This window comes from Bradyrhizobium sp. SZCCHNR1017 (assembly GCF_032381375.1).
Lineage (GTDB): Bacteria > Pseudomonadota > Alphaproteobacteria > Rhizobiales > Xanthobacteraceae > Bradyrhizobium.
Map to the genome: position 1 here is coordinate 12,955 of NZ_JAUHIR010000015.1, position 15,236 is coordinate 28,190.

The 15,236-nt window shown below is 65.0% G+C and carries 2 protein-coding genes; both read left to right on the forward strand.

Going from position 1 to position 15,236, the window contains the following annotated elements; all coding sequences use genetic code 11:
* Positions 1-190 precede the first annotated feature (190 nt).
* Positions 191-886 carry a TonB C-terminal domain-containing protein gene (locus tag QW863_RS28565; RefSeq protein ID WP_315769395.1) on the forward strand — a complete coding sequence of 232 codons (696 nt, stop codon included), beginning with the start codon at positions 191-193 and terminating at the stop codon, positions 884-886.
* A gap of 609 nt (positions 887-1,495) precedes the next feature.
* Positions 1,496-15,220: a filamentous haemagglutinin family protein gene (locus tag QW863_RS28570; RefSeq protein WP_315769397.1), complete on the forward strand. Its 13,725-nt coding sequence runs from the start codon at positions 1,496-1,498 to the stop codon at positions 15,218-15,220.
* Positions 15,221-15,236 lie beyond the last annotated feature (16 nt).

Below are 15,236 nucleotides of genomic sequence, written 5' to 3' on the forward strand. Positions count from 1 at the left end.
CGGCGGCAGCCTTTGCGGCAGAACTTTCGGACGGAGCACAAGGAAAAGCGGACGGTCTCGAATGCCCGTCATATCTCCGTGTTAAGCTCATAACTCGGTCATGGTCTAACATTAGCCTGCAGGTGTTCCAGAGCGTTCGATGGGGAGGGAGCGTCACCATCAAATTGCGGCTGTGTCGGCCAGGAGCGGCGTGCTGCATCGTACCGTCTTGCCGCTGCTGGTCGCCATGGCGTTCATGCTCGTCAATGCGGCGGCGAGTTTGGCTGTCGAAGCCGGCAGCCCAGGCGACGAGCAGCCCCGCTTCTTTACAATTCCAGCGCAGCCACTTGCGGCGGCGCTACAGGCCTTCGGCCAGACGGCTGGAGTTCAATTGCTCTATGAAAGCAGGTCGGCTGAAGGACGACAGTCCGCGGCGATCGACGGACTCTATACCTCCCGTGAGGCCTTGATCAGGCTCCTGGCGGGCACCGATCTCAAAGTCCAATACAGCCGCCCTGGAGCGGTGACGCTGATGCTTGATGCTCCGACCGGTTCCGATGGTGTCACGCCACGATTTGGCGCGGATCTGTCGCTCGGAACGCTGCACGTCCGGGGCGAAGCGGCGAGCACGTCACACTCGCAGGAGTTCAGTGACTCGGTGCGGAGGGATGTCCATAACGCGCTGCGCAGCAACCCCCGGACGCGCGACGGCAACTATCGCGCGGTCGTGAACCTGTGGATCAACAACGAGCGCACCATCGAGCAGGTCGAGGTGGCCGCCACATCCGGCGATCCGGCGCGGGATACATCCTTGATCGCGGCATTGCGTGGGCTCACCATGAGTCGCCCACAACCGCCCGGAACGGCGCAGCCGGTCCGTGTCGGCGTCAGTGTCCGGACGTACTGACGTTTCGGTTCTCGCTTGGTCGACCGTCCCGCCGCGGACGTTGGCGGCGGTCATGCGCTCAGGTTGCGTTATTCGACTGGATCGCGCATCCGGCCGGCACGCGGCGTCGACATTCCGCCGATCGCGACCGAAACTCTTTCGGTGCCGGTCCCGATCAATCGTCTGTTTACCAGTGAACCGACCCACAGCGGCGCGCGTCCCGGACGCGCGCTTGGAGGTGAGGTTGCGCGCGCCGGAAATCAGGAGCGAACGATGTCGCAGGGCAGGTCGATGCACGCGAGGCGGGCAGCAGTGGCGATCACGTGCCAGCGACGTGCTGTGCATGCGGGCGACAGCGGCCGGCGCTCGCCGGACATCGGGGTACAGGCGCCGGCTGCAGGTCCCGCCGTCGCGTACCGGCACGCTGCGTGCGGGGCGCATACGTCCCGCTTCAAGCGATTGGTATGGCTCGGTTGCGTGAGTGCAATCGCGCTCTTCTTGAATGGCGCTGCCGTCCAGGCGCGACCACTCGGTGCGTCGGGGGCGGCGTCGGCTGCCGCCGCGGCGAGCGCTGCAGCCTCGGCCGCCTCTCAACAGGCAGCAACGATCGCAAAGCAGTCGCAGGATGCGATGACCAAGGCTGCAGCCATGCTGAAGGCGATGCAAGCGGCGCAGGCTGCTGCCCGCAATGTCGCGACGACCGGCACGTCGAACAGCCTCGGCGTCGGCCTTCCGGCTGTGACCGACGGTTTGTCGCCCGGCGGCCTCGTGGTCGATCCACGCGTCGTGAACGCTTCCCAGGCCGGCACGGCCACCAACCTCTGGAGCGGAGCCGACCAGCCGGTTCAGTCCGCGAGCAATGGCCAGACCACGGTCACGATCAAGCAGACCGCCTCTCAGGCGATCATGACCTGGTACCAGTTCAATGTCGGCAAGAACACCACACTCGTTTTCGATCAGAAGGGCAATCCCGGCTGGGTTGCTCTCAACCGCGTGGATGCGACCGGCAAGCCGAGCCAGATCCTCGGCAACATCAAGGCCGATGGCACGGTTCTGCTGATCAATCCGAACGGCATCATCTTCGGCGGCGCCAGTCAGGTGAATGTCGGGTCACTGATTGCGACCACCCACGATATCGCTGGAACCTCGACCGCTGCTGCCTCGGCCTTCTCGGGTACCAGCCCGAACTACAGCCTGCAGAGCGTCACCGCGAACGGTACGTCGTACTCGTTTGCCGCACCGGCCAACGAGAGCGGCGCTAACGACTTCTTCCTGCAGAGCGGGCTTTTCGTCACGGCCGCAACGAACTCCAACGGACTCTCGGTGGCCAGCGGCAAATCTGCCGTCTTCGTGATGGGCGACCAGACGCTGGGATCGCTCGGCGGCGGCGGCATCGTGGTGCAGCCGGGTGCGAACATCACCGCCAACCCCGGTGGCTCGACGACCAGCAACGGCTATGTAGCGCTGATCGGACCTACGGTCACCAATTCCGGCACGCTGACCGCCAATAATGGCCAGATCGTCCTCGCAGCTGGAAGCGGGATCGTGCTCACCGAGCCGTTCTCGTCGGCGACCGGGGGCAAGCAGGCGCTGACGGCGACCTCGTTCACGCCGGGCACGACCACAGTGTTTGTCAACGTGGCGAATCAGGACCAGATCGCGCTCTCGGCGGCGATCGCGACCAAATCTCTCACCACGGTTTTGCCGAATGGCGGCCTCGTTACCAATGATGGCCTGATCGTCTCCAACGACGGTGCGGTCAGCGTGGTCGCCGATAGCATCCGCCAACTCGGAGTGATCGAAGCTACGACGAGCGTCACCCGACCTGGGTCGATCGGTCTGAGCACATCCTACACGACTCCGACGACCAACGGAGCGATCGGGAGCATCGTGCTCGGACCGAGCAGCCTGACGACGATCCTGCCGGACGAGACCAGCAGCACCATCCCCACCAATACGGCCACGTCGACCTATTTCGCGGCCAACATCCAGCCGCAGATCTCGATCAAGGCGAGCGGTGACGTCGACCTGCAAGGCACTTCAGATGGTGCTGGAGGGGCGTTCCTCAGGGCGCCCGGAGCGGCGGTCGAACTGGCTGCCGGAATTCTGTCGAACGGGACGAGCGGCACCGTTCTGATGGAAGCCGGCAGCAGCATCGATCTGTCAGGTCTCTCCGGCGTGACCTTGCCGACTTCCAACTACATATTGAGCTTCAAGGTGACTGCCGCCGAGGTCGCGGATACGCCGCTGGCGCGGGGGCTGATCGGCAGCACCGTCACGATCGATACACGGCTCAGCGGAACGCGGGCCGACGGATTTTCGTGGGTCGGTTCGCCGCTTCTCAATGCCCAGGGCTTTACTGGCCTGATTCCGAAAACGATCGACGAGTTGCTGACCGTGGGCGGCAAGCTCACGATCACGGCGGGACAGAACGCGATCACTCTGCCTGGTTCCTCGATCAACCTCTCCGGCGGCTATGTCCAATATGCCCCGGGCTTCGTGGCCACGACACGGGTGGTCGGCTCCAACGGCCGCGTCTACAACATCGGCAGCGCGCCGTCCGATCTCAGCTACACCGTTCTCAGCGGCTTCACGGTCGATCATGCGCGCTGGGGCGCGACTGAGACCTACGCCAGCATGTTGGCGGCCGGCTATTATGATCCGGGCTACGTCTCCGGCCGAAGCGCCGGCTCCGCCGGCTTCACCGCGGCCGCGCCAATTCTGGAAGGATCGTTCGTATCGGGGATCGTTGTCGGTGAGCGCCAGCGCGCCGGCCTCGAAGGCAGGCCGAATGGCGCCGGCCTCGGCGTGACCCTGTCGGGCACCAACAGCACGACCTACACGGTGCTGCTCGAACCTCGGGCCGACGCCGGCCTGGATCCGTTTGGCCTGTCGACGTTCAAGCTCGGAACATCCTGGGCTCCGACGCTGGTCGCGCTTGCCGACGGCACGCTGGCATTCCCAGTGTTCAGCGACCTCCTCACATCGTCAGCCTTCCGCAGTGTCAGCATCAACACCGGCAGCAATGCCATGCTGCAGATGACCGCAGATGCCGCGCTCACCGTGCTGCCCGGTGGCAGCGTGACGCTCGGCAACGTCGAGCGGATCGACGGGACCATCACGGCGCGCAGCGGCAGTATCGTCCTGACCGGATCGACCATCGACACCGGGCTCGACCGATCCGTGGCGGTGCAGGATCTCCTCGTCACGGGTCGGCTCGATGTCAGCGGACTGTGGATCAACGACGGCGGCGCCGCCAACGGCTCGCTGCTCGGATCCGCCTATGTCGACGGCGGCTCGGTGACGATCAGCACGACGGCGGACATCGTCCCCACGATCGGAGCTTTGATCGGATCGGGAACGACCACCTCCGGAACCGACCTCAGCAAGAAGGTCGACAACATCGTCAGTGCGACCGACGACCTCACGCGCAGCATCACCTTGGCGAAAGGAAGCGTCATCGACGTCTCGAGCGGGGGCTATCTCGATCGCGGCGGTGTCCTTAAGAGAGGTGCCGACGGGGTGCCGCTCGGACGAGGTGGAAGCCTCAGCCTCAATACCTACGTCTCGTCTCGTTCGTTCCTGCTGCCGACCTATGAAGTTGCGAAGACTGCGATCCTGGACAGCTCAGGAAAAGTCTTGGTGAATGCGGGCGGCACCTTCTATCACGCGTCGGCTACGCTGGATCTCGGCACCGTCATCTTTACGCCGATCCAGAGTGGCTATCGTGCCAACACCTATCTGCAAGGCAGCATCTACGCCCAGAGTTTTGCCGGGGGAGGCAGTTTCACACTCAAGGCGCCCTACGTCCAGGTCGGTGGGACCGACACGGTCTCCTATGCACCGGGTGAGACCCAGAGCGGCGGCGTCGGCCAGATCAACCTGCCGACCTCCTTCTTCAGCAAGAGCGGGTTCGGCAGCTACGCGCTGATCGGGCTGGCGGAAGCCAATGTCGCCGCAAACACCGCGCTGACGCTGCAACAGTCAAATCTCCTGACCCCGGCTCCCGGATCGCTGGCAGGGACCGCGACGAACGCTGCAAAGGCGGGCGATCTTGCCCAGGCCGGGACCGTGATCGATGGCCTGCGCAAGCCGCTCAATCTGTCGCTCACGCAGTCCGGCATCGATCTGTCCCAGTCCGGCTTTGCGAACGTGACCGGCGGCATCAATGTCGGCGCGGGGACGACGATTACCGCCGATGCCGGTGCAACGGTGAGCTTGGTCGCCGATCAGGCCGTGAGCTTCAAAGGCAGCATTGCCGCCGGGGCGGGCGCCACGGTCACGATGGTCTCGAACAATGCCGCCTTGACCGTCGCTGGCAGCGTCAAGGCGCAAGGCGGGGCTATCAACCTCGCGAGCTCCGGCAATCTCACGATTGCTGCTGGCAGCATGCTCGACGTGAGCGGCGTGTTCGTGCCCGATCCGACGGTGAGCCGTTATACGACCGGAACGGTCTATGATGGCGGCACGGTCACCCTGCTCAGCAACGCCACGGTCGAGGTGCAGCCGGGCGCCACGATCAACATTGCCGGCGCGGCGGGGGTGATCGAAGTCCCCGTCGGGCGCGAGCTCCAGACCCAGGCGGTGTGGAGCAATGGCGGCACGCTGCAGATTGGAGGCTCCACGGTCTATCTCGGTGGCACCTTGTCGGCGGCCGGAGGCGCGCCGCTGGCCACGGGTGGATCCCTGTCACTCGGTGATTTCGCGTTGCCGGGGACGCTTGCGTCTTATGGGTCGATCATCTCCAACATCTACAACGCCGATACGCAATCTGTCATTGGCATCAGGTCCGGCATCCTGATCGCCCAGAGCGGTCTGGCGACGCCGTCCACGACTGTCACGCTCACTGCCGACATGATCAATAATAGCGGACTCAGCTCCGTGTCGCTCGCCGCCGGTGGATATTTGGGCGTGCAAAATAAGGCCACGATCGGGTTTGCCGGGTCGACGGAGATCAGCGTGCCAGGATCGCTGGTGCTTCACAGCGGAAGCAACCTGATCAGCATCCTGGCGGCCGGCGCCAAACTGGCCAATATCAATGATACTCCGACGAGCGTCGGTGGCGCGACCGTCACGCTCGACGCCGGTTACGTCCGGCTGGCAGGGAGCAGCTATGAGCAATTCCCCTCTCCCCCCGCAGCGAAGAATTTGGCGGACGGCACGCTCTATGTCGGCTCGGACGGCGTATCCCATGGCCGCTTTGTCACGCAATGGATCGATCTCCAGGGTGACCTGTCACTGGTGAATGTCGGCAATGCCACGCTGACCACGGCCGGCGCAGTGCGGCTGCTGCCCGGCCGCTATGGCAGCGAAGCTGTTGCGCCCACCGGCACCACGCTCGGCGGCTATTTCGTCACGCCGGGCCGGCTCACCATCACGGCGTCCGAGATCTTTCCGGCCACAAGCACCGCCTTCCTGCTGATGTCGACGATGAGCGTCAGCGATTCCTCGCCGACGCTGACCATCAAGCAATATGCTGGTAGCTCGCCCACCGCGCCGCTGTCGGCTGGTGGCACGCTCGTGCTCGACGCGCAGAACATCGAGCAGGACGGCACGCTGTGGGCGCCGCTCGGCAACATCGTCATCGGGCTGCGCTCGGCCGGCGATATGCCGCTGGCGGTGACCCAGTCGATCGTGTCGACATCGGCAACGGCCTATTCGGGCGCACTGGCGCAGACCCAGTCGGTGACTCTCGGCGCCGGCGGTCTGACCGCGGTCTCGACCGGCGGTCTCGACATCCCCTATGGAACGACGGTCGATGGCGCGACCTGGTACTACGGCATCAATCTGAACAATAGCTCTAGTCCCGTTCCCCAACAAACCGCAGCGCCGGCAAAATCGATCAGCGTCTTCGGCTCCTCGGTCAAGCTGGGCGGCAGCATCGATGCCAGCGGCGGCGGCGACGTGTATGCGGTCGAATATGTTCCGGGCACCGGCGGGACCCGCAACGTCCTGCTCAACTATCAGACGGTTTCGACGGTCACCTCGAGCGGCACGACCACCAGCTTCACGTCGACATATGCCGATGGGCGTCAGGTCTACGCGCTGGTGCCGGCCTACGAGGCCCAGGTGGCCGCCTACGACCCGGCCTTCGCCACCTATCCTTTTTATTCCGGGAAGAGCGTGACGTCCGCCGGTCTCGTTGCAAGCGGGAGCAAGCTGTCCAGCTTTCCCGCTTCGGCATTGAACAATGCCAGCGGAATCGTGCCGGGGACCTCGGTCACCTTGAACGGTGGCAACGGAATCGCGGCCGGCACCTACGTGCTGCTCCCCGGCATGTACGCGACCTTGCCCGGCGCCTACCGGGTTGTGCAATACGCAGCCAGTGCTGCAGCATCGACCGGCAGCTTCACCGGGGCTGACGGCTCGGTCTATGTGACCGGCTCATTCGGCAATGCGATCACGGGCGCCCGCTCGTCGCAAACGGTGCTGTTCCAGCTGCAATCGCAGGCGGTCTGGGGACAGTCCTCCAAGATCAGCATCACGAGCGGCACCAGCTATTTCTCGAGCTACCCGGCAAACAACGGCCTCGCGCCGACTGCTCTGCCGGTCGATGGCGGGCTGCTCGTGATCGGTGCGACCAGCAGGCTGAGCCTGGGCGGCACCAACAATTTCGCCGCCGGCAGCAGCGATCTGGCGCCGGCGGTCCAGGGAGCGACCGGGCAGATCGACATCGCAGCCGCGAACATCGCGATCGTCGCCAGCGATCGGCTGGGCCAGTTCGGCACCGTCGCCGCCGATGGCAGCTTTACGGCAAGCGCGGCGGTCAGCAATTATCTGTTCCTCGATGCCGACCAGATCAGCAATCTGGGCGCCGGCAGCGTGCTGATCGGCGGCACCGCGTCCGTCACCTCGCCGGGCTCGATCACGGCGATTGCCGCGAATCTCGAGGTTGCGTCCGATGCACAGCATCAGCTCGGTGGTCCCGAGCTGATCCTGGTCACCCAGGCCGGCGGCGCCAGGGGACTCACCGTCGATGCCGGCAGCGTGGTTACCACCAAGGGAACCGTATCCGGGACCAGCCGGAACATCACGCTGAGCGGCGACGGCGCATTGCTGCGGGTGTCGAACGGCCGCATGGTATCCGTTACCCGCAGCGGCGCCGCCGGCACCGGGAGCTTCGCCATCGGCACGGCTGTTGGAACGGCGCAGCTCGTGGCCGGCGCCGGCGTCGTGATCACGGCCGGCAACTCGCTCATGGTCGATACCAGCGGGTCGGGTGCGTTCGCCCCCGATTTGGCGAACAGCAACGGTGCGTCCACGACCGGCGTCACGCTCAAGGCGCCCAACCTGTCGATCGCCGCGAACACGTTCAATTTCGGTCCCGAGGGCTTGGCGGCAAGCGGCCTCAATCTGACGCCCGGTCAGTTCAACAGCCTGTTTGCCGCGGCCACGTCGGTGACCCTGCGCAGCAACACCGGATTCGACTTCTACGACCAAGCCGGCCTGACGCTCGGTGACGCCGCCAATCCGATCGGCACGCTGACGTTCGACGGCTCCGGCTTCTACAGCATCGGCAGCAACACGAGCGGGGCTGGCGCCACGGATTGCTCTGCCTACTGTGCCACCATCGCGGCGGCCAACATTACTCTCATCAACAGTCGCGGCGCGTCCGGCGTCAGCGCCGATCCGACCGTCGTTGCCGGCGCAGGCGGCACGCTCAACCTCAACGCTGCCAAGGTGATCACCGCGGATGCCGGCGCCAAGAGCTTCGGCGGGTTCAGTAAGGTCAACTGGAACGCTTCCGACGGCATCGTCTTCACCGGAGCAGGGAGCATCGATGCGGCTGCCGCCACCGCGACGGCAAAGTTCAACCTCAGCTCGATCAAGATCAACAACGCTGGCACGGGATATACCAGCGTGCCGACGGTGACGATCTCCGGCGCCGGCGGAACGACGGCGACCGGCACCGCGCTGCTCGGCATCGTATCGTTCAACGTGTCTACCTCCGGCAGCGGATCGAGCTATCGCAACGGTGATCTGATCACGATCAAGGACTCGGTCACGGGAGCCGTTGCCACCGGAACGGCCGTCATCAGCTCCACGGGCGCCATCACCGGCGTCAACATCATCTCCGGCGGTTCCGGCTTCAGCGGCGTCCTCGCCAACTTGACGCTGACGGTCTCCGCCGGTTCGGGCTCCGGCGCGGCCATCGGCACGACAGCCGCACCCACCGTGGGGCTTCAACCGCAGTTCGGTGTGGTCGGCGTGAACGTGACAGGAGGCACCGGCTACACCGGCATTCCGACGGTCACGATTTCCGGCGGCGGCGGCTCCGGTGCCTCCGTGCAGGCGGTCGCCACGGTCAGTTCTCTGACGGTCGCCAATGGCGGCACCGGTTACACGAGCGCGCCGCTCGTCACCATCACCGGAGGCGGCGGCGCCGGTGCGGCGGCGACGGCCACGCTCGGCGGCACGGGCATCTCCGGGCTGACCCTGACCAATGGCGGAACCGGCTACACCAGCGTGCCGACCATCTCGATCTGGGGCGGCTCCGATCTCACGCTGTCGGCGCCTGACGTCGTGGTGAAAGCCGGCGCCAATCAGACGGTCACCGCACGCGGCAATCTCGTGGTGCAGGGAAATGGCGCCAGCGTGTTTGCCGCCGACAACAGCATCAGCGGCAAGCTGGCGCTGACCGGGGCGTCGGTCACGGTCCGGAACGGCGTGCATATCGATGCCGCCGGCGGCAAGGTCAGCCTGACTGCGGCGGCGGGGGACGTCGCGCTCACGTCCGGCGCCGCGATCAACGCCCAGGGCATGCGGCTGCCGGTGAACGATCAGTTCATGGATGCGCCGGGCGGCAGCGTGCAGCTGATCTCCAGCCTCGGCAATGTCAGCATCGTCGGTGCGACCATCGACGTGTCCAATCCCTATGCCGGCTATGCCGGGTCGCTCGCAATCCAGACCGGCAACAACGGCACGACCGGCACCGCCACGCTGGCGGGCACGCTCAATGGCGGGGCGCGGTTCAACGATCTCGGCGGCACTTTCAGCCTGCTAGCGGGCAACCTGAACGGCACGCTGCCGCTCGACGGCACGACGCCGAACTTCTCGAGCAGTTTCACTGTGACCTTGCAGAGCGGCAACATCGAGCTTCCGGCAGGCGCGACACTGACGTCGCGCAACGTCCAGCTCACTGCCAATGGCGGCAGCGTCAATGTCGGCGGCACCATCGATGCGCGCGGTCTCAGCGGCGGCCAGATCTCGCTGTTCGGAACGGGAACGTTGCCGTCGTCATCCGGCTGCACGAGCTCCTGTGGCGTGTGGATCCAATCGTCCGCGCGGCTGCTTGCGAGCGCCGTCACCCAGGATGATGCCGCCTTCAGCCGCTATTCCACGCTCGACAACGGCGCCACCAATCCCAACGGCGGCACCATCACCCTCGCCACGACGGGAACGCCGACACCGAACGCCTATGATCCCACCTACGGCTTCGAGCAGGTGGCGAGCGCCAATTCCGGCTGGATCAAGGTCGATGCCGGCGCGGTTCTCGACGTGAGCGGCGGGCCCACGGCGCCAGCCGGCCAGGTCATCGTGCGCGCGCCACTGCTCAGCGACTCCACGGTGAACGTGCGCTTCAAGGGCAACGTCGTCACCAACGGATCGACATCCGGCGGCGGTCTGGCGCTGAACGCCTATGCGACCTGGAGCACCACGGACGGCACGACGGCGGGCCGCCATTTCGACGGCATCATCGATCCCGCCGGCTGGTTCGACGGCACAGGCACGCGGGTCGCCGGAACCGTGATCGCCGGCGATACCATCAGCTACAGCACGACAACGACCTACACGTCGGTGCCGACGATCCTGGTCGGCGGCGCCAGTGGCGTGGCCACGGCGATCATGACCACCCAGACCGGGGCGCTGACGGTGCCAACGACCAGCCGCGGGTCGGGCTTCGGCACACCGACGGCTCGCACCTGCAAGGGGGGTGGTGCGACATTCACCTGTTACTCTGACCCTGCCATGACGCTCAATCCGGTCGTCGTGACATTGACGGGCGGCGGCAGCGGCAGCGGACTGGTCGTGAAGTCGCTGACCTTCAGTTCGGGTGCCGTCAGTACGGTCACTCTGGATAACACCGCCGCCATCGGCTATACGAGCCCGATCACGCTAACCGTGACCGGAGGCACGACGGCGGCAACCGTGACCGCCAACCTGCTCATCGCCGGCCTCGTTGCGACCAATCCGAACACGACCTACGCCACTGCTCCGGCTGTGACGGCGAACGGTGTGGCCCTGACCGCCAAATATACGGTCAATCAACCCTATTCGCTGTCGCAGACGACCAACGTCGCGCAAGGGATCGGCATCTTCGTGCCGACCACGGCGAACGCCGATCATGTCAATTTTTATCAGACCACGCTGACCGGCTTCGTTCAGAAGGCGCTCGCGGGCTCCGTCAGCGCGGGCGACGGCGACGCGTTCGATTTCGCCAGCGGGCTCGGCGCCATCCTGCACGTGCGTCCCGAGATCGTGCTGTCGAACCCGTCATCCTCGATCAATGGCGGCAACGTCACCGTCGCCAGCAACTGGAATCTCGGCGGCGTGAAGGGCTTGACGAACGCCACGGCATTCACGGCCGTGAATGGCACGTCGGTCGCCGCGAATACCGTCATCACCGACGTCGCCGGCAAGCTTCTCGCCAACTACACGAACTACACCGGGCAGCTCGTCGCCACGGCCAATACGCCCCTGGCTTATCGAACTGCTGCTGGGGAGCCCGGCGTCCTGACCGTGCGTGCGGTCAACGACGTCGCCGTCAAGGCCACCATCAGCGATGGCTTCTTTGAAACACAGGACTACTTCGGCGGATCCGTTGCCGTGGCTGATCTGATCGCCAACAATCCGGCGCTATCGGGCAAGGTGGCCGATTACAATACGACGGCCGCAGCGGATTTGATGTCGCGGGTCCAAGGCGTCAACAACGGTTCGTTCTCGATCAACCTGGTCGCGGGCGCGGCCTTCGCCTCCAATCGCGACACGACGGTGAACCCATACGCGGTCACACCTGTGTCGGCGCTCACCGGCGCCTCGACCGGCAACGTCAATATCGACGGCCACGTGAACTATTTCTCGTCGGCGACGAAGCTACTCGTGATCCCGACATTGGTGCGCACGGGAACCGGCAACATCACGATTGCCGCGGCCGGCAATTTCCAGCTGCTCGATCAAATGGCTCCGGGTGCAGTCTATACCGCGGGCGCGGCGACAGCGGCGCCCAGCGATTTCACGCCGTTGACGCTCCCGTCCAACTACAATTGCTACGGCTGTTCCAATGGAAACGTGAATGTGCCGACCTGGGCCGCAGGGGGTGGTTCGGTGTCCATCAGCGCCGGGCAGTCGATCATCGGGGTGGAGACGCCGATAGACAATGCCGCGGGATCACAGACCGGAACGGCCTATCAGTATATGATGCAGCTGTGGAGCAATTGGTACTTCCATGGCGGCTGGGGCAATGGGACGTCGACACCATTCGCCAATTGCACCGTCGTGGCAAGCTGCCAAACCGCAGCCTGGATCAACTACGCGTCGTTCTTCCAGGGTATCGGCGCGCTCGGGGGCGGCGACGCGACCCTGGTGGCGGGGAACGACATCAAGCAGATCGGGGTCTCGCTTCCCGAAACCCTGGTCGTCGCCGGTGGCCTCACCGCCAGCGATCCGGCGCACATGGTCACCTTTGGCGGCGGCAACCTGTCGGTCCAGGCCGGCGGCAACCTTCTCAGCGGCGACTTCCTGGTCGGGCTCGGCAGCGGTCGGATCAAGGTCGGCGGCTCGATCAGTGCTGACCCGAACTCCGCGCTTTCGGCGACAATCCCGACCGGAAATTCGAACGCGACCGCCAAGGCGAGAACGACTTCGCCGACCGGTAAACCGCTCGACCTGATCCTCGGCGTGCAGAACGGCTTCATCAGCGGCTTGGCCGGAGGCAGCATCAACCTCCTGTCCGTCTATGATCCGGCGCAACTGCCCGTCGTTTCCAACGTCGCCCTGCCAGCAGCGTCCAATCTGGCGACGTCCTCCTGGATGGGCACGCCTTTCACCAGTTACGGTGACCGGAGCGGGATCTCCGTGACCAGCGTCTCCAGCGACATCACTCTCGCAACCGCGACTGCGGGCACATTGGTGCCCAAGGGCACCAACGTCTATGGAACGCCCGTCGGTGGTTCGAATTATCCCGCCACCTTGGACGTCACGGCCCTCAGCGGATCCATCCTCGTCGGTGCCGTAGGGCAGACCATCAACATCGTCCCGATCCCGAGCTCAACTGGGACGGCTTCGGGAACGCTGTCGCTGCTGGCGGCCCAGTCAATCACTTTCAACTCCAACTCAAAACTCGTCATGCTGGATCTGGCGACCGGAGCATCCAGCAAATACGTGCATAGTGCCGCTAGTTCCGTCACGAGCTATATCAATCCGCTCGGGCAGACCTTTGCCGATCTGACCCAGGCGCTGCACGCCAATGACCCGGTGCCGGTGATCATCGCCGCGCGACAGGATATCACGATGGCGAGCACCGCCGCCATCGCGCTGATCAAGCCGGCCGACATGACCGCGGGTAACAACATTCTGTCTGAATTTGCGATCACGTCGGCTGTCGACGGTGTCCCGCAGACCAATGCCGGACTTGCGACCATCACTTTCCAGAACAACAATGTCAGCGACGTCACATCTCTGGTGGCGGGAAACTCGATCATCGGCGGTTCCTATGTCCTCTACGGTCCCGGCTCGTGGCTGATCCAGGCCGGGCGCAACATCGGTCCGCTCCGCCAGAGCCAGAACGGCTACGCGGGCCTGGTTGCGGCGGGCAACGGCACCAACTACGGCACGAATACGGATGTCCCGGGACAACTGGTCAAATATCTGCCGAACCAGAGCGCCGACATCTATGTGATGGCCGGCGTCAAGCCGCAGCACATCGACTACGCGGCAATGATCGCCGAATATGTCGATCCGGCCCGGTCGGTCACCAGCGGGATCGATCTGTTGCGGCTCATCGCCGCCAAGCTCAACGACGGGATTGATCCGTCCAAGTCGTGGGACACCGCCACCCGCGCCAAGGCATGGAGTGACTTCAATGCGCTGGCCGTCGACAAGCAGCACGGCTTGGTCGATCAGGCTCTGAGCAGCTATTTCGGCACCGGTGCGCGCGCCAATTACATCGCCTTCATCAATACCTATATCGCGCCGACCGCGCCGGATGTCGGCTTCGATTTCCTGGCCGACATCGCCGGCGTCCTCGGAATCAGCAGGGACGCCGCGAGTGCGAGGTTCGCCACCATCGCCGCCGGACATGATACGCCCACCTTGCGCGAGAAGCTCGCGATCGTCAGTAGCTTCAACGACTTTCTCATCCGGGTCGGCAAGGATCGCAACGATCCGGCCAGCGCGTATACCGGCGAGTATGGCCGCGCCTATGCCGCGATCTCGACCCTGTTCCCGGCGGCGCTCGGCTATACCGACAACCGGCCCGTCAATGGCGTCAACGGCGCAGCCAATCGCGTCGTCACCGGCACGATCTCGCTCGGCGGCTCGGTGCTCGAGACACAGATGGGCAACGACATCAACATCCTGGTGCCCGGCGGCAACATCAATGTCGGCCGCAATGGAAGTGACCTGCTGAGTCCCATTCAGGAAGGAATTTTCACGCTCGCCGGCGGGACGATTCGCGGCTACAGCGACGGCACGATCCAGCTCGCGCAGAGCCGGGTCATGACCATGCAGGGCGGCGACATCGACATGTTCTCCGCCAATGGCGACATCAACGCCGGGCAGGGCTCCAAGACCTATGCGGCCAGTCCGCCGCAGCAGACCATCTGCGACGCCAACGGCTATTGCTACCTCAATCCGACCGGATTGGTGACCGGCGCCGGCATCGCCGCGCTGGTCACGCTGAAGGGGCAGGACCCGAGCCAGAGCGACGTCAACCTGTACGCGCCGACCGGCACCATCGACGCCGGCGCGGCCGGAATTCGCGTCGCCGGCAATCTCAGCCTCGGTGCCGCGCATATCCTCAACGCCTTCAACATCAACGTCCAGGGTGCGACGACAGGCCTTCCGACCGTCGCGCCGCCGCCGGTGGCGGCCTTGACCCTCGGCAACAACACGGCGGCCGCGCCGCAGAAGCTCGCGCCGTCGCAGCAGTCGTCCACTGATGCGCGGCCGTCGGTGATCATCGTCGAAGTGCTCGGCTATGGTGGCAGCGGCCAGGGCAGTTCCGGCACCGACACGCCTGCGCGCAACGGCGCAGGCCAGAGCGGCAACAACAGCGGCGCCATGGCGCCTCAGAGCGGTGGATCCAAGCCCGAGGCCTGCAAGGATGGCGCGGCGGAGTGCCGTCCACAGCCGTGAGCCGGCGTCATATGGC

Coding starts and splice junctions, on each gene's coding strand:
- QW863_RS28570 (WP_315769397.1), top strand. CDS start 1,496: ATGACCAAGGCTGCAGCCATGCTGAAGGCGATGCAAGCGGCGCAGGCT.